Origin of the sequence: Acinetobacter sp. YH12039 (genome assembly GCF_013420015.1) — a bacterium.
In the GTDB taxonomy this organism is placed as follows: Bacteria; Pseudomonadota; Gammaproteobacteria; order Pseudomonadales; family Moraxellaceae; genus Acinetobacter; species Acinetobacter amyesii.
The window spans coordinates 1-16,018 of sequence record NZ_VOZA01000057.1; the positions used below are offsets into that span (position 1 = coordinate 1).

Below are 16,018 nucleotides of genomic sequence, written 5' to 3' on the forward strand. Positions count from 1 at the left end.
TGTTCAAATGGCTATTCTACGTTTGATTGGTTTTGGAAAAAAAGAAGAATTTAAGAAAGTGCTAGCAATTTTAAGAAAGAAAAAGCCTGATAGGACAAGGATCCTATGAAATTTGTCGTGTACAGAGGCTCTTCTTTCAATAAATACAATGCACACTGTTCAGCCTGCTCTTGAGTCGAAAAGGCAATTGAATATTCGATTTCGTGCGGCACAGATAGATCGTCACCATCTTGCTGCATCTGCCACAGCACATTGCCATTATCATCATCTGGAAATTGTTTAAAATCACGAGTCATTGTACTTTCCCTTATCGTTTATGAATTTTATTCTGTTGACTTAGATTAACGGATAATTGTTGCAATTTGCATTAGCTAAATCTCTTTAATCAGAAATAGACCGCCGAAGTGATCTTTCTGATAACAATTCAAATTAAACCACAACATCCATGTGGGCCTGAGTTTCTTTAAGATGTAAAACCAAAGCTGCCATTTTCAATTCTTCTAAGCGTAATTGTAGATAACTGTCGAGTACCCGTGCCTGACTAAAATGTACACCATGCGCATTGAGCAAGGTGAAATCATCCGCCAAAGCCTGCAATAGCCCACCTAAGTTTTCGGTATTTAATTGGGCCAAATACAAGTCAGCACGACTATTAAACACCAATGTAAATAGTTGCATCGCAGCCAAACGACGCTCTTCATCGACATAATTACAGTTTGCAGTCGATTGCTGCTCCATTGCATCAATCATTTTGCAACGTACCGCAGTCAAATTTTGGTTTGCCGCAGATTCATTCATGCCATCCATCAGCTGATCTAAAATACTCTGTAAAGGCAAAAAGAATGCTGACTGATAGCCCCGTATTTTGTTGTCCAAAGCACGGTTGATGTTTTCCAAATGCTGCTGATCCAGCGCTTGGCTATACAAACCCTTTAACTCGGCACGGGCTTGTTCCTGTATTTGTGATTTAGCTCTTTCTTGATATTTGCTCAAATACTGACGCACTTGTTCAATCTGTGCGCGAATATCATTCAACATGATATCTGCATTGGCTTTGGTGACTTCCACCAAACCATCAGCCTGTAAAGTTCGATACTCAACATATTGTTCAATATCCACAATATGTTGATATTTCGCTACTTTATCGACTTGGATTTTTAAGCCACTGTTTTGAATGCGTAATTGACTGATTTCATAATTCAATTCATCTTGCTGGGACTCTGTTTCAGCCAGTTTTAGCCGCGTACGATCGAAGTTTTCCTGCAGTGAACGTAGGGTTTTATCATTTTTCAATTTGCGGTTATAAACAAAAAGGAGAGCCACAATTAATAGGATTATAAGGACGATTAAAGCAATATTGATCATTTGCTAATCCTCAAAATAAGCTTCAATAATTTAAGTTTATTCCCCAAAACAAACCTAAGTTACAAAAGTTAAAATCTATAATTCATTTCATATTAGCAGAACAAATGCAAAAAACCGTATTTATCTGACCAAATACACACTTACACACAATTCAACTAAAATACTGTTTTAAATTAATTTAATAAAAAATTTCATATTAAAAAATAATCAATCAATATTCTTTAGAAAATATAATAAAACTTTAGAAATGGTATTTATTTACTAAAAGATACAAAGAAACTTAATATTAATCTTTGTAAATATTTCACACACTTTATAGAGATATTTAAATTATTTATATATCCCCAGAATTGGGGATATAGTGCATGTGGTGATTCATTTTTAAGCAGAAAAACCTATTTAAAGCTGTAATTATTCTTAGCTTGCTAAGCTGCCTAAAATTTTCAATGCAACACAGCAGATTTTATGAACAGTGAGCATTCACATGAATATGCTTTAAAATTCTGCCGCGCAATGAATATGAACAGCTTGTTGGGTTAATGGCTGGGTAAATGCCAGATCGCAAGCATGTAACGCCATCCGTCCGAGTGAGCTCTGTTTGGCATTCGGGTGATACAGTTGATCCCCTGTAATGGGGTGCCCAATATGCATCATGTGTACACGTAGCTGATGAGAACGCCCTGTCACTGGCGTTAATAATACTCGGCTAATATCCTTGCTTGCGTCATAGCTAATGGCTTGATACAAGGTTTTTGAAGGTTTGCCTAATTCAAAATGCACCATCTGACGTGGGCGATTTTCCCAGTCCGTAATGAGGGGCACTTCAACACTGCCCTCACCTTCTAGCTTACCCTGAACCAAAGCTACATATTGCTTTTGAACCGTTCGCGCTTGGAACATTTTACTCACCGCCACTTCTGCATCGCGGTGTTTCGCAAACATCAAAATGCCTGATGTTGCCATGTCTAAACGATGGGTAATCTTTGCTGCTGGATACTGTTGCAAAACTCGAAGATAGGCACTGTCATGATGCTCAGGCAAACGTCCCGGAACCGACAGCAATTCCGCTGGTTTTTCGATGACAACCAAGTCTGCATCTTCATACAAAATACGTAGAGGACCTTGAGGCGGCGCATAGACAAAGTTGGGATCTAAAGGCATGGACAGACTGTGTACTGGGAGAATGTCGGCAAAATAACAACTGACTAATTCGCTGTCAATCGACTTTGACCGATCAGGTTCTACCCTAACGATTATTGGTCCCCAATTTACCAAAGGCAGGTGCTAATGAATGAGATAAATCATCCTCCAGTAATTGTAAGATGCTTGAACTCGTGGTTAATGGATACTGATGTAGTGTGATGCGATATTCGCCCTGAAACCACTGCGACAAATGCAAGGCATAGGTTTGTTTAGGCCCAAAACCTAAATGTTGTTTTAAACGATTCTTTATACCTGTCCGTGATGATCCAACATACAGAATGTGATTGGGTTGATTTAACTTGGCACAGGCATGGGTTTTCAATGCCTTAAATGCGGCATAGTCCTGATATGTCTGCTGTATATCGCCACCGACTAGCTCTATCACGTAAATATAAAGTGCATGTTGAGCAAGATCATCAAAACTTGAAAACTCAAATATACATTCCGCTTTAGTCTGCTGTGCCTGCAGACAATCCTGTATCAATTGATCAAGATAACCCATAACAAAATTATTTAAAATTTAGACAGTTAAGCATAACAACTTTGTTGAAAAGGACAATCTGAAGCTTAGATTAAGTTTAAGATCTTCTGCGTGATATTTATTACATCAGCAATGATCAAAGTGTGTTGGGAATACATGCGAAGTTTGGAATTTTGAAAAAGATGGAAGGATTTATTATTCGTTTGAATTCTTTAAAATTTTTTAGGGTGTAAGAGAAAACAGTGTTGTTTACTTCAACTATCATCACTTTGTAAGTCATGATCTTATAGCCTATAAACTTCTGGTTTATAGCGTCCTAAGCTGAATCGAGACCTTTTGGGTGAGTACTGTACACGTGTTTTGCACCACTGACAGCATGCTACTCTTTTCAATCTCTGTAACACCCTTGAGATATATAGTAGTGATATAGATGAGGGATTGTTTCCCTGAAAATTACTGTTTTTAGCTTATTTTAAAAATATTTTTCACATTTAAAGATATATTGAAAATATTTTTCCCAACTATGGTTTTTTAGCATTTTTTCCATCTTATAAATGACTTTTCACGAGAATTTCCGCCATAACTTAGTACTCAAACAACAATTAATTATGCTGTTCAAAGCAAACTATTGCTTCTTTTTACTCATTTCGGACAGTAAATCCAACTGAATTTCCTGAATCGTGGCAAGACGATCCCATTGATGCATCAACAAATGATCTATCTTTTCATGTAAATGGCGAATTTCTAATTCAGCTTTTAAATTCACTTGATAATCATTCTCCGAACGCATGCGGTCTTTAGCTTCTTGACGGTTTTGGCTCATCATAATAATGGGCGCTTGTATGGCAGCGAGGCAAGACAACATCAAATTCAGCAAAATAAAAGGATAAGGATCAGCAGGATGCTTCACCATCACTACCGTATTGACTAAAATCCACACCGCTAAAAACAATGTAAAACAAATAAGAAATGCCCAGCTGCCGCCGAATGTTGCAATTTTATCCGCTAGCCTTTCGCCAAAACTCCACTGCTGATCCAGCTTTTCTTCAACATTTTTGCTAATCAGATCATGCTGCTGCATGCTGTTCAGCACTTCATATTCTAAATTGGAGACTTCGCCTTGTTCGGAGTTCAAAATTGACTGTACATATTGCATACGGTATTTGGTTAAATCAGTTTGGCAAATATAGTCCTGAGCACCGGATTCAGGAAAATCCTGAGCAATTTCTTCTGTAATGACTTTACGCACGGTTCCCATCGGAATCATATTTTTCAGTGGGAAACTTTTTTTGCACACCAAACAAGTACGGCATTCTACTTTCCCGTTCATTCTTGCCTTGCCCAATTGAATTTTATGTTCTTTTGAGCATACTGTTTTGCCTAAATTCAATGCAAGCAGCTTGTGCTTTTACACCAATATTTTTTATGATTTAAGCCTATTTTAGATAGTGCAGTGCAATGTAGGGTGTTAAATTCAAAAGTAAAATACCAATTTTATAAACAGCCATTCCACCATAATGAATAGCGTCAAACTGCTGATCGCTCAACTTAAACCAATGCCCATGCAGGCGTTTCATCCAATCTTTAGCAAAGACAAATACTACAAACCAAATGATTAAAATCAGATAGTTAATCACTAAGCTATACAGCAAGAAATCGCTTAAATGACTCAAGTTCATGGCAAATCTCCTAAGCGTATTTTTATCCTTAGTTTATGCCCCTTTCGAGCAATTGAATATTGCTTTTAAATTTCCGCTTAGATTTGGACTATTTTTACGGGAGATGCCTGACGATCTTTGAGCTTGTGCTGATTTAACTGGTGTGGTTTGTTTTGTGCGGATTAAAGAAGTAATGATTTATTATTGTTTTTTATTTTGGCTTAAATTTTTGGGGTGGTATAAGAGAAAACAATGTTGTTTACTTCAACTATCATCACTTTGTAAGTCATGATCTTATAGCCTATAAACTTCTGGTTTATAGCGTCCTAAGCTGAATCGAGACCTTTTGGGTGAGTACTGTACGCGTGTTTTGCACCACTGACAGCATGCTACTCTTTTCAATCTCTATCACACCCTTGAGATATACTTTAACCAAAGGGCATCGGGATTAATTTCCTAAGTTTTTCTAATTTTCTGCAAATTCAGCAAATTTTTTCAGCCATTTTAGGTTTGGCAGGATATTTTATCTTTTCAGCTCATTTCAGCGTTTTTTATCTGCAGATATGGTCAATTTTAAGAAAATTTTCTTTCACAACAGACCAAACGTGCAAACACAGGGTCAAAATTAAAATATATCGCCGCTGAACATTCCCCCTACGCTTCAATTATCTACATTGATTATGACTCACAAAACACCGCTCAGTGAGTAACTAATGATCTAGATCTATCTTTGTTCTACTTATTGAACTGATGTTACGCAGTAACATCAGAAGCGCAATTTGCTTCAAATAAATGAACGATACGCGGTAACGTCATTCGCAAGTGTTTTAGACAGGGCTACTTTTAATCAAAAATGTTTTTGCGATACTGTGAATAATTTGACGGTAATGAGCGAGTTTTGCGGTGAGGAGCATTGCTCCGCAAGATGGTTTCCTTGCGAAGCTTTGCTTCTCATTTTGCCGAATGAGAAACAATGTTTCGTAAGAGTACCTCCAGCCGAAGGCTAATCCTTTTATTCAATCCCTAGATATAAGACACCGTCGAATAGAATTAAAAATCATTTTAAAAATGCAAAACTACTTTTAAGTGTGTAACATCTGTTATTTAATGGATGATCTATTCAACGCATTATTGGTCAATGAACTAAATAGCTTTGTATCCACTGTGCGCTAAACCACCAACCACTACATGCCGCCATACCACAGAGTAAATTGGCCAAAATTTTATTCATTCGACTGAGGTCTGATGTATATATTTTGAGATTGATCAGATAAGCAATCACGGCATAAACCAGTCCAATCGCACCACCAATGATGATCAAGATCAAAGGCCATGCTGCATAGGCATGCGCCTCTGCTGGATATTTTGTAGAACGGATGGTTTCTGTGGTCATGCTGTATATCCTGTTAATAACGCGATTACCTGTTTTAGTTAGCAATTTCTGCGCCATTTTTCCTGGATATACAGCGTTATTTCAAGGTACATACATGTTGCATTTCTAGCTTTGACTACAACACTTATCACAACCGACAACTTTTTCTGTTGGCCAGCTCATACGTGCACGCTTATAAGCGAGTTCAAAATTGGCAAAATAACCAATCAATATTTGCTGGTCAAATTGCGGCATGTCTACACATCCTTGCGTACCATTGTGAATTAAATGCGAGCCATTCGTTAAGGCATTTTCATCGACTATAAATTTAATCATCTACCATTCCCCTCATTATTTTTTATAAAATTCAAAAGATTAATAAATCCATATAAAAATTATGTGATTTATAATCACATAATAAAATTATGCCTTTATTGTTCAAAAATCAATCGAATTTTAAAGATTTTTTTAGGCGTCTCTTGGATGACTTAAACGCAGAATGATGTGCTCTTTTAGGACAGATAGTGAAATTGCTCGATAGTATTTTTTTCGCTTAAGCCGAGTGCTTTGAATGTTGAGTAAAGGTATTTTTCACTCGAACTGACATCAACAAATACGACGTCCAAATCAGACAACCTATATTACTCGTCGCTAATTGTATGAGGGTCTGTGTATCAGTAGCACTTCTTATAATTTTTAAAATCTTTATCAAACACAGCCAAAACTCAGTTTCGGATTTTTATTTCTATATTTATTAAGCATAACGCAGATCACTCACTCTAAAAGATGGATTCATTTTAGAGTGGAATCTTGACTGGTTTATAAAGGGGTATCGACCTGTACAGCTCGTTTTTGGCAAATACGTCGAACCATCCAGATCACGATTGCAATCACTAAGATCACCACAAAAAATGGAACTAAAAAGGTCAATACTGACAAGACAGCAGCGCCAATCCATTCCCCTGTAGATAAGATCGGATTTGCAATGCCACCTGTGGTTGCGATAGATACGCCACGCGCTGCAACGGTACTCATTTGCACTGCTGTTGCTGTACCACCACCCACGATAATTGCTGCCGCCCAACTGGCAAACTGTGACATTTCACCTGAGCTTACTGCCATTGTGGCGATGGTCCCTGCAATCATGGCTGCAGGTGTTGAAATGGTGTCGAGGGCATTATCTACCCAAGGAATATAGTACGCGGCGATTTCACAAACCGTCGCAATTGCTAAGCCGATACATACTGCAGGCATAGACAACCATTCGAATCCTTTCATTGGTTCGAATAGTCCTAAAATGGATGCAACACTCATCACCAATAAAGGTACAAAGACACGGAAGCCACAGGCAGCACTTAAGCCAATACCAATACACAGTCCTAATATTGTTTCCATGGGCTTCTCCGAACGGTTAAACGTACAATTTGTTTTTATATATGCTGTGTTATACGTTAGCAAAAAGCCCTATCGCGTGATAGGGCTTTTCTTTCTAAACAGCGGATAACTGTTAGTGTTTTGCAGCTTAGGCATTCTTATTGTTAAATTGATTGCCTTGGCATTTGGTACACGGTGGTAAACGATCAGTACCAATTTCTAAGTAGACGCGGTGTCCGCATTGAACACAAAAATAGAAGCCTGTTCCGGGTTTTTGACCAGCAGTAACCATTTTTGTTCTCCATGTGTTTTTAGAAATGGTAGATTCAGTATAACCTTCTTGTGATGAATGTCTATTGGTCATTTCGACAATTGATAATGGCATTTAGGCAAAGCATAATTTCGTGTGGAAATTTTGGTGGGTTTCTAATTTGAATTCATTAGGTTCAAAAACCTACATAGGTTCAATACAATACGAAAACTTTAAGTCATGATGAATTTTCTAAAAACCTACTCATTTTGATAAAATAAAACATAAAAAACATTAAGATATTTACATATGTGATACCTATAAATGTGATAAAACTTCCAATAATAAATAACATAAAATCATAATAATTATATTCCCCATTAATCATTAAACCAATAATACTGAATATATACGGTAAACTCTCCTTAAAAAACAAACCTAATATCAAAAAAACACCAATAAAAATATAGAAAAACTTATGAATTAAGCTTCTTTGAATAACGAGTTTTTCTAAACGATAATTTTCTCTACTTATATAATTAAATTTCTTACCCTCAAATCCAGCTTCAATAGCTTTCGAAATAATACATCCATTTTTTCTGTATAAATAATAAACATCAAAAACCACATAAAAAACAAGCAATATAGTTAGAGTAAGTAAATCAAAATAAGACTTACCAAATAGAAAATATAAATAAAACAAAGAATTACCAAACATGCTGACATCCAATCTTTAAACAAAATTAATGCTGTTTCTTTAAAAAAAATACTGCCGAAAAAGTAAAAAAACAATAATAAAACATTGGTGATTAAGATTAAAAAACAATCAAAAGAAAAAACACCTATCATTACATTGAAAAATAAAATGACAGTAAAATAGCAAAGCATAGTTCCTAATTGAATATCAGATAAAATCTTTTTAGGAAGTAGTTCCACATTATTAAAATACATAAATTAAATATCTCAGCTTTATTATTTTTATTTAAAAAAATCTATTAATTAAATCACCACCATTAAATTAAGGCCATTTCTAACTCCCACTAATTTATCATCCTATATTTGGTAATCTTGGCTTCAACTTATTTACTCTATAAAAAACCCCACATAAATGTAGGGTGTTTTTTAAACAATATCAATTACTTTAATCTCCCCCTTGCGAAGTAATACTTCTCATCTTTTAAAAGAGGGGAACTCCCTCCTTTGAAAAAGGAGGGCTAGGGAGGATTTAAAGAATTACATCAAGCCACATTCCCTTCCAAGAAATCCTGTGCAAAACGCTGCAATACACCGCCCGCTTCATACACATGCACTTCTTCTTCGGTATCCAAACGGCAAGTCACAGGCACTTTAATGATTTCATTTTTACCATCAGCAGTTGAACGCTCTACCACCAAAGTCAGGTCAGAACGCGGCGCAATATTGCCAATCACGCTATACAGCTCAGTACCATCCAGCTTCAAAGTTTTACGGTCAGTCCCTGCTTTAAACTCAAGCGGTAACACACCCATACCCACCAAATTTGTACGGTGAATACGCTCAAAACCTTCCGCCACAATCACTTCTACACCTGCAAGGCGCACACCTTTGGCAGCCCAGTCACGGCTCGAACCCTGACCGTAGTCTTTACCTGCAATGATGATGAGCGGCTGCTTACGGTTCATATAAGTTTCAATCGCTTCCCACATACGCATCACTTCGCCTTCAGGCTCTACACGCGCTTTTGAACCTTGTTTGATCGTGCCGTCAGAACGAACCACCATTTCATTAAACAATTTCGGGTTGGCAAATGTTGCACGCTGCGCAGTCAAATGGTCACCGCGGTGGGTTGCGTATGAGTTAAAGTCTTCTTCGGGCACGCCCATTTTATGTAAGTACTCACCTGCAGCCGAATCCATCATGATCGCATTTGAAGGCGATAAATGGTCAGTGGTGATATTGTCAGGCAAGATCGCAAGCGGACGCATATTTGCAAGTGTACGCGGTGCAGCCAAAGCCCCTTCCCAATACGGCGGACGGCGGATATAAGTACTTTGCGGACGCCAGTCGTATAACGGGCTTGCCGCTTTTTCACGCTCACCCAAGTCAAACATTGGGATATACACTTTCTTAAACTGCTCAGGCTTCACCGCTTCTTTTACCAGTGCATCAATTTCAGCATCTGACGGCCAAATATCTTTCAGGTAAATTGGATTACCGTCTTTGTCATTGCCCAGTGAATCGGTTTCGATATCAAAACGAATCGTCCCTGCAATCGCATACGCCACAACTAAAGGAGGCGAAGCCAAGAATGCTTGTTTTGCGTATGGATGGATACGTCCGTCAAAGTTACGGTTACCTGAAAGTACCGCAGTTGCGTACAAATCACGATCAATAATTTCTTGTTGAATTTTTGGATCTAAAGCACCTGACATACCATTACACGTGGTACATGCATATGCCACAATACCAAAACCCAGCTTTTCTAAATCACCGAGTACACCTGCTTCTTCGAGGTATAAAGCGGCTGCTTTAGAACCTGGTGCAAAAGATGATTTCACCCAAGGTTTACGTACCAAGCCCAGCTCATTTGCCTTACGTGCAAGCAAACCTGCTGCCACGGTATTACGTGGGTTTGAAGTATTGGTACATGAAGTAATGGCCGCGATGATCACCGCGCCATCTGGAATTAAACCTTCTGCTTCTTGCGCACGTGCTGCTTCTAAGTTGCCTGCAATCCCTTTGGCTTTTAGGTCAGCCGTAGATACACGTGCATGTGGGTTCGATGGACCTGCAATATTACGAGTCACTTTCGACAAATCAAAACGCAGTACACGCGGGTATTCCGCAGCGGTCATATCAGACGCCCAAAGACCGATTTCTTTGGCATAGCCTTCAACCAATTTCACTTGATCCGCTTCACGGCCTGTCAAAGTCAGGTAATCAATGGTGTTTTGGTCGATGTAGAACATCGCCGCTGTTGCGCCGTATTCAGGAGTCATGTTGGAAATGGTCGCACGGTCACCTACAGACATGCTGTCTGCACCTTCACCAAAGAACTCAAGGTAAGCACCTACCACACGTTCTTTACGCAGGAATTCAGTTAATGCCAACACGATATCAGTTGCGGTAATGCCTGCTTGACGCTGACCGACAAGCTCTACACCAATGATGTCTGGCAGACGCATCCACGATGCACGACCGAGCATTACGTTTTCAGCTTCCAGGCCACCCACGCCTACAGAGATTACGCCCAAGGCATCAGTATGCGGCGTATGTGAGTCTGTACCCACGCAAGTATCTGGGAATGCCACGCCTTCACGGTTTTGAATCACTGGAGACATTTTTTCCAGGTTGATTTGATGCATGATGCCGTTGCCCGCAGGGATCACATCGACATTTTCAAAGGCTGTTTTCGTCCATTCAATGAAATGGAAACGGTCTTCGTTACGACGGTCTTCAATCGCGCGGTTTTTCTCAAATGCGTCTGGGTCAAAACCGCCAAACTCTACAGCTAGAGAATGGTCAACAATCAGCTGCGTTGGAACAACAGGATTGACTTTTGACGGGTCGCCACCTTGGTCAGCAATCGCATCACGCAAGCCTGCAAGGTCAACCAATGCGGTTTGGCCTAAGATGTCATGGCACACCACACGTGCAGGGTACCAAGGGAAATCGTGGTCTTGTTTACGGTTAATCAGTTCTTTTAAAGACTGTTCTAAGATTGCAGGGTCGCATTTACGAACCAACTGCTCTGCAAGGACTTTAGATGTATATGGGAGTTTTGCGTATGCGCCTGGCTGAATATCTTCTACGGCTTGGCGTACATCGAAGTATTCTAGCTGGGTGCCTTGCAGCGGTTTACGGTAGTTGTTGTTCATAGCGTTCCTGCCCTCGGTCTTTCATTTTTTTGCGTTGTCTTTTTCATAGACAATTCATCTTTGTTCGATAGGCATACTACACTGCCGAAAACCCATTTCCCAAATCTCATATATTTCATAGAGTTAAATATAAAAACAGGGGTTTTTGAAATATTTAGTTACACTAACTTTGGAATATTCGCTCTAAATGTGAATTTTTTTGAAAAATAGCTGCAAATCTGCCTCATTCTTTAGTCTAAGGAAAATTGCACTGCATAATATTTAATCTAAATATCAACCAAATTGATTAAAAATCAGTCTTATCAATTTTAGTATTTAATAATCAAGGCATTAAATTATTTTATTAGCTCATTGCGCCTCAAAGTCATAATGTGAATCAAAACACGGTTTTATTATTTATTTTATCTTAATTCTCAATTTATCCCTATTTGCAGGGATAGCGTCGAATCACCCCACTCTCAGATAATAAAAGCACGACATACAAGCACAGTAATTCACTGTATTCGCCAAAATAATCACAATATTTACAAAACCTTAGCTAAATAAATCTGCGATTACTGTTCTACCGTCATTATGCTTTGGGGAAAGATCATGACAAAATTTAAAACCATCATTGGGGCTGGCTGCCTCTTAAGCTGTCTCAGCTTCATTGCCTGTGGCGACAACGACCAATCGACAACAGATTCGACGATTCAAGAAGAGGAAGTAGACTCACCGACTGTCATCTCGAATCCACCACGTTTGAAAGCCAATGCACAAGGTGAGCATGAACTGCTGATTGCCTATAAACGCCAAGCCTTATACGACCCTGAAACGGGTGAAAATGACCTATTACAGGTCAGAGGCTATCTGACTAAACCTGAACTCTGGAACTCGAAAAATAGCGATGGCAGTGTTTCGGATGTGTTGGTTGGCCCACAAATTCGTGCGAAACAAGGTGACAATTTAAAAATTCATCTGGTCAATCATCTCCCTGTTGAATCGACGGAGACCTGTCCAAGTCCAGTGACCAATATTAACCAAGGGAACTGTTTTAACACCACAAATTTACATACACATGGTCTCTGGGTTAGCCCGCAAGGAAATAGTGACAACGTATTTTTGAGCTTAAAACCTCAGCAAGATTTTCATTACGAATTTAAGATCGAACCGAATCATCCTGCGGGAACATTTTGGTATCACTCGCATGTGCATGGTTCAACCGCGATTCAGGTCTCAAGTGGCATGGCTGGCCCTTTGATTATTGAGGGAGAGCGGAAACCTGCCATTCGTCAGGGGCAAATTCAGCAGACTGGAGATTTGGACATCTTATGGAAAAATCAAAAAACCCAGCAGTATGACCATGAAAAAATCATGCTGTTCCAGCAGATTCAATACAATGAAGATTGCGACAGCAATTTAAGCCAAGTGAATGGTACACCCTGCATCTATAGCTTAGAAGATTATTCAAAACTCGATATACCGACCTCTTGGGCGGATGAAAATCGTTTTACCAGTATCAATGGCAAAATGTTTGGTGAAATTAAGGTGGATCAGAACCAATACCACCGCTGGCGCATGATTCACGGCGGTATCCGTGACACCATTGGTTTGACCATCAAAGAACTGCCTGATTCTGCGCTCTTTACCGCAGAGCAAACCCTGAGCGAATGTCAAAAGTATCAAAGCAAGTCGATGTCTTCACAGATTAAAACACTGAAAACATTACCGTTATATACCCTTGCACAAGACGGCTTAACCATGGGGAAAATCCAAAAGCACGGGATTGAAATTTTTCAACCGGGTTATCGTTTTGATGCCATGCTCGCCTTCCCGACCACCAATAAATACTGTGTATACGATGCCAAGCTGAATCTGGAAGATGAAATTAATGCGCCTGAATCAAGTCCGTTACTTCGTCGCGCACCAGAAGAAAAACTCAATACACAGCTCCTCGGTTGGGTCAATGTAAAAGCAACCCAACTACCGCAGCAAACGCCGTTTAACTTCTTAAAAAGTCAGGCCACCCAACTAAAACTGGCACCAGAAGTGATTGCACAGCTCGAACAGGGTGATTTATCAGCCTTTATCTCTCATGCGAGTTTAATGACTGCTGAAGTCGATGAAATGCTCAAAACAATGGCGAAGCAAATCACCAACTTTGACATTCTGTTCAATGCAGATGGCAGCTTTAAATTTGGTATTCGTCATGCCGAAGAAGGTACCTTGATCAGCTTTGGCGATGCCTACCATGATGAAGACCATACCCACCATAGCTATGTCCGCAAGCTTCCAATCGGGCAAACTCAAGAGTGGGAGTTAAGCAGTAATGTTGCCAGTCATCCCTTCCATATTCATGTCAATCCATTCCAAGTCGTGAAAATATTGAATGAAAATGGTGTCGATGTCAGTGCGATCGGCAGCTCAGATAAAGATGGTGCAGGAAATATTGACTCGCAATATCATGGAATGAAAGGTGTTTGGAAAGATACGCTCTTCGTCAAACAGGGCTATAAAATCTTTGTACGCAGTAAATACGAAAAATTTGAAGGCGACTTTGTGCTGCACTGCCATATTTTAGACCATGAAGATCAAGGCATGATGGAAACCGTGCGTATTTGTGGCGACCAATATGATTGTAATAGTGAACCGCCTTCACATCATTCCACTATGGATATGTCTGCAAGCGATATGCCGACACACAGTCACTAAGACCGATCTATGCTGTACAAAAGCCCATATCAATATGGGCTTTTTGTTTGCCTAACACTGCGGCTTGCTGCAAAATAACATGATTAATGATATCTAAAATTTATACTGAGGCTGGTCATGACAACGTCTATGGCATTCACATCTTTTTCTCTCAACGGTGTCGATGCACAAAAATTTCTACAAGGGCAAGTGACTTTGCATGTTGAACGCCTTGAAGAAAATGCAACACGTTATACTGCAATCTGCGACCTCAAAGGCCGTATTCACTTTGGTTTATGGCTCACCAAACACAGTGCTGAAAGTTTTTCTATTGTCACTACGGCAGATCAAGCCGAAGAATTTGCCAAACATATTAAAAAATTTGGTGCATTTTCTAAGATGAAACTTGAAGAAACTGGTACAGTTTTTCCAAGTTTAGTCAGTGATGAAACGACATTTTCTTCGGAACCGACGGATGTTGCAGCATGGGAAATTCAAGCGATTCAAGCGGGTCAGGCCTATATCGACCAAGCCATTGAACATGTGTTCCAACCACAAGAGTTACGTCTACATCAGCGTGAAGGTGTCCACTATGACAAAGGTTGTTATTTGGGTCAGGAAGTGATTGCACGTTTATGGTTTAAAGCCAAACCAAAAGCTTGGTTGCATGCAATTCAAGGCACGGGTACTGCTCCTGCACAAGGCGAACAGCTGAATAAAGGCGTACAAGTCGTCAATAGCGCGGCTGTAGATAATGGTTATGTAGCATTGGTTGTTGCTCGTCCAGAAGCTTTAGAAGAGTTAGATGTAACTGTTTTAGCCTTGCCTGAAGCATTGAATGGTGATGTGGCGCGTCCTGCTTAAGCATCTTAATTTTGAAAATAAGAGCCAAATTACAAAAGTTGTTTGGCTCTTATTCTGATTACTATTTAAAATTACAACAAAATATAAAGATTTATAAAAATGCTCATCCCTTTCCCATTTCGCTTTTTCTTATTGAATTGCCTCATTCTCTTCAGTTGTTTTATATCACCAAATATTTATGCCGAGATAGATTCAGCAGTATTGGAAGAGCTAAAAAATAGCAATGTGGTCGATCAAACCAACTCGCTTTCCCGCGATGAAATTGTCCAATTGAAAAAGCAAAACGAGCAGCTTTATCAGCAAAAGCATATCGACTTTAAAATTTTGATGATTCCCTCGACCAATGGAAAACCTATTGATCAATATGCACTTGAGATATTCAATAAACTTAAAATTGGCAATGAGAAGCTCGATAACGGCTTACTACTTTTGGTTGCAAAAGATGATCGTAAAATGCGGTTCGAGGTAGGTTATGGTTTAGAGGGAGATTTCACTGATCTAGAAGCTGGGCGCATAATTCGACACACACTCGCTCCAAATTTCCAAAATAATGACTATTTTAATGGCTTTAAAGAAACACAAAAAAAGTTACTAGATAAATCAATTACTCTTGGTAAACCTAAAAACGAAGATCAAAAAATAGATCACATTCTAAAAACAATAGCTGGAATATTTCTATCATTCTTATTGTGTATCCCACTCTATTGGTGTTACACAAAAGTGATTATTAAATTTGGTACTAATGGTGCCTTAGGTGCTTTTATTGGACTCCTTATCTTTGAAATTTTTATTCATCTGTAAGCGTCCGCTGAATCCCATACCTATTTTTTAATTCAATTTAGGTTTCCAGCAGTGCGGCAGCAATTCTTCAATTTGGGTCACTTTGTGTGTCGGTAACCTTTTCAGCACATCACTTAAATAGGC

Annotated in this window: 16 protein-coding genes and 1 pseudogene; 3 read left to right on the forward strand and 14 right to left on the reverse strand. The window is 39.1% G+C overall.

Going from position 1 to position 16,018, the window contains the following annotated elements:
• Positions 1–128: 128 nt before the first annotated feature.
• The 13 genes and pseudogenes from FTT98_RS15525 to acnD form a co-directional block, all read right to left on the reverse strand.
• Positions 129–296: pseudogene (locus tag FTT98_RS15525) on the reverse strand (ribonuclease E inhibitor RraB); the annotation flags it as partial.
• A gap of 133 nt (positions 297–429) precedes the next feature.
• Positions 430–1,365: a hypothetical protein gene (locus FTT98_RS15530; RefSeq protein WP_180041518.1), complete on the reverse strand. Its 936-nt coding sequence runs from the start codon at positions 1,363–1,365 to the stop codon at positions 430–432.
• Positions 1,366–1,860: 495 nt separating this feature from the next.
• Positions 1,861–2,526 (reverse strand): pseudouridine synthase, encoded by a 666-nt coding sequence (locus FTT98_RS15535; RefSeq protein ID WP_111884818.1) that lies wholly within the window; start codon positions 2,524–2,526, stop codon positions 1,861–1,863.
• 85 nt (positions 2,527–2,611) lie between these two features.
• Positions 2,612–3,070 carry a GIY-YIG nuclease family protein gene (locus FTT98_RS15540; protein ID WP_180041519.1) on the reverse strand — a complete coding sequence of 153 codons (459 nt, stop codon included), beginning with the start codon at positions 3,068–3,070 and terminating at the stop codon, positions 2,612–2,614.
• A gap of 604 nt (positions 3,071–3,674) precedes the next feature.
• Positions 3,675–4,379 carry a DUF1003 domain-containing protein gene (locus tag FTT98_RS15545; protein WP_180004727.1) on the reverse strand — a complete coding sequence of 235 codons (705 nt, stop codon included), beginning with the start codon at positions 4,377–4,379 and terminating at the stop codon, positions 3,675–3,677.
• A 106-nt stretch (positions 4,380–4,485) separates the two neighbouring features.
• Positions 4,486–4,728, reverse strand: a complete 243-nt coding sequence (locus tag FTT98_RS15550) for a DUF6868 family protein (RefSeq protein WP_180004726.1) — start codon at positions 4,726–4,728, stop codon at positions 4,486–4,488.
• 1,114 nt (positions 4,729–5,842) lie between these two features.
• The gene (locus tag FTT98_RS15555) at positions 5,843–6,100 is read right to left on the reverse strand and encodes a hypothetical protein (RefSeq protein WP_180041520.1); all 258 of its coding nucleotides are present in this window, start codon (positions 6,098–6,100) and stop codon (positions 5,843–5,845) included.
• A gap of 105 nt (positions 6,101–6,205) precedes the next feature.
• Complete coding sequence (locus tag FTT98_RS15560; RefSeq protein WP_078191130.1) at positions 6,206–6,415, reverse strand: hypothetical protein; 210 nt, start codon at positions 6,413–6,415, stop codon at positions 6,206–6,208.
• 217 nt (positions 6,416–6,632) lie between these two features.
• On the reverse strand, positions 6,633–6,791 hold the full coding sequence (locus FTT98_RS18375; protein WP_180041521.1) for a DUF2569 family protein: 159 nt from the start codon (positions 6,789–6,791) through the stop codon (positions 6,633–6,635).
• Between the two features lie 107 nt (positions 6,792–6,898).
• Positions 6,899–7,474, reverse strand: coding sequence for a DUF4126 domain-containing protein (locus FTT98_RS15570; RefSeq protein ID WP_180041522.1), 576 nt, complete (start codon positions 7,472–7,474; stop codon positions 6,899–6,901).
• Between the two features lie 127 nt (positions 7,475–7,601).
• On the reverse strand, positions 7,602–7,838 hold the full coding sequence (locus FTT98_RS15575; protein WP_143221616.1) for a hypothetical protein: 237 nt from the start codon (positions 7,836–7,838) through the stop codon (positions 7,602–7,604).
• Between the two features lie 103 nt (positions 7,839–7,941).
• A complete protein-coding gene (locus FTT98_RS15580; RefSeq protein ID WP_180177532.1) occupies positions 7,942–8,421 on the reverse strand; it encodes a hypothetical protein in 480 nt (159 codons plus the stop codon).
• 520 nt (positions 8,422–8,941) lie between these two features.
• On the reverse strand, positions 8,942–11,560 hold the full coding sequence (gene acnD / locus FTT98_RS15585) for a Fe/S-dependent 2-methylisocitrate dehydratase AcnD (protein ID WP_180041523.1): 2,619 nt from the start codon (positions 11,558–11,560) through the stop codon (positions 8,942–8,944).
• 591 nt (positions 11,561–12,151) lie between these two features.
• Here acnD and FTT98_RS15590 point away from each other — a divergent pair.
• The 3 genes from FTT98_RS15590 to FTT98_RS15600 all read left to right on the forward strand — a co-directional run bounded on the left by FTT98_RS15590 (position 12,152) and on the right by FTT98_RS15600 (position 15,895).
• Entirely contained in the window at positions 12,152–14,251 is a 2,100-nt protein-coding gene (locus FTT98_RS15590) for a multicopper oxidase family protein (protein ID WP_180041524.1), read from the forward strand.
• Between the two features lie 117 nt (positions 14,252–14,368).
• Positions 14,369–15,094, forward strand: a complete 726-nt coding sequence (locus tag FTT98_RS15595; RefSeq protein WP_257220772.1) for a folate-binding protein YgfZ — start codon at positions 14,369–14,371, stop codon at positions 15,092–15,094.
• A 99-nt stretch (positions 15,095–15,193) separates the two neighbouring features.
• On the forward strand, positions 15,194–15,895 hold the full coding sequence (locus FTT98_RS15600; RefSeq protein ID WP_180041525.1) for a YgcG family protein: 702 nt from the start codon (positions 15,194–15,196) through the stop codon (positions 15,893–15,895).
• Positions 15,896–15,922: 27 nt separating this feature from the next.
• Here the strand turns inward: FTT98_RS15600 and FTT98_RS15605 are convergent.
• Positions 15,923–16,018 (reverse strand): transposase domain-containing protein (locus tag FTT98_RS15605; protein WP_151778282.1); only part of this gene is annotated, 96 nt, incomplete at its 5' end.

Coding starts and splice junctions, on each gene's coding strand:
- FTT98_RS15530 (WP_180041518.1), bottom strand. CDS start 1,365: ATGATCAATATTGCTTTAATCGTCCTTATAATCCTATTAATTGTGGCT.
- FTT98_RS15535 (WP_111884818.1), bottom strand. CDS start 2,526: ATGCCTTTAGATCCCAACTTTGTCTATGCGCCGCCTCAAGGTCCTCTA.
- FTT98_RS15540 (WP_180041519.1), bottom strand. CDS start 3,070: ATGGGTTATCTTGATCAATTGATACAGGATTGTCTGCAGGCACAGCAG.
- FTT98_RS15545 (WP_180004727.1), bottom strand. CDS start 4,379: ATGAACGGGAAAGTAGAATGCCGTACTTGTTTGGTGTGCAAAAAAAGT.
- FTT98_RS15550 (WP_180004726.1), bottom strand. CDS start 4,728: ATGAACTTGAGTCATTTAAGCGATTTCTTGCTGTATAGCTTAGTGATT.
- FTT98_RS15555 (WP_180041520.1), bottom strand. CDS start 6,100: ATGACCACAGAAACCATCCGTTCTACAAAATATCCAGCAGAGGCGCAT.
- FTT98_RS15560 (WP_078191130.1), bottom strand. CDS start 6,415: ATGATTAAATTTATAGTCGATGAAAATGCCTTAACGAATGGCTCGCAT.
- FTT98_RS15570 (WP_180041522.1), bottom strand. CDS start 7,474: ATGGAAACAATATTAGGACTGTGTATTGGTATTGGCTTAAGTGCTGCC.
- FTT98_RS15575 (WP_143221616.1), bottom strand. CDS start 7,838: ATGCCATTATCAATTGTCGAAATGACCAATAGACATTCATCACAAGAA.
- FTT98_RS15580 (WP_180177532.1), bottom strand. CDS start 8,421: ATGTTTGGTAATTCTTTGTTTTATTTATATTTTCTATTTGGTAAGTCT.
- acnD (WP_180041523.1), bottom strand. CDS start 11,560: ATGAACAACAACTACCGTAAACCGCTGCAAGGCACCCAGCTAGAATAC.
- FTT98_RS15590 (WP_180041524.1), top strand. CDS start 12,152: ATGACAAAATTTAAAACCATCATTGGGGCTGGCTGCCTCTTAAGCTGT.
- FTT98_RS15595 (WP_257220772.1), top strand. CDS start 14,369: ATGACAACGTCTATGGCATTCACATCTTTTTCTCTCAACGGTGTCGAT.
- FTT98_RS15600 (WP_180041525.1), top strand. CDS start 15,194: ATGCTCATCCCTTTCCCATTTCGCTTTTTCTTATTGAATTGCCTCATT.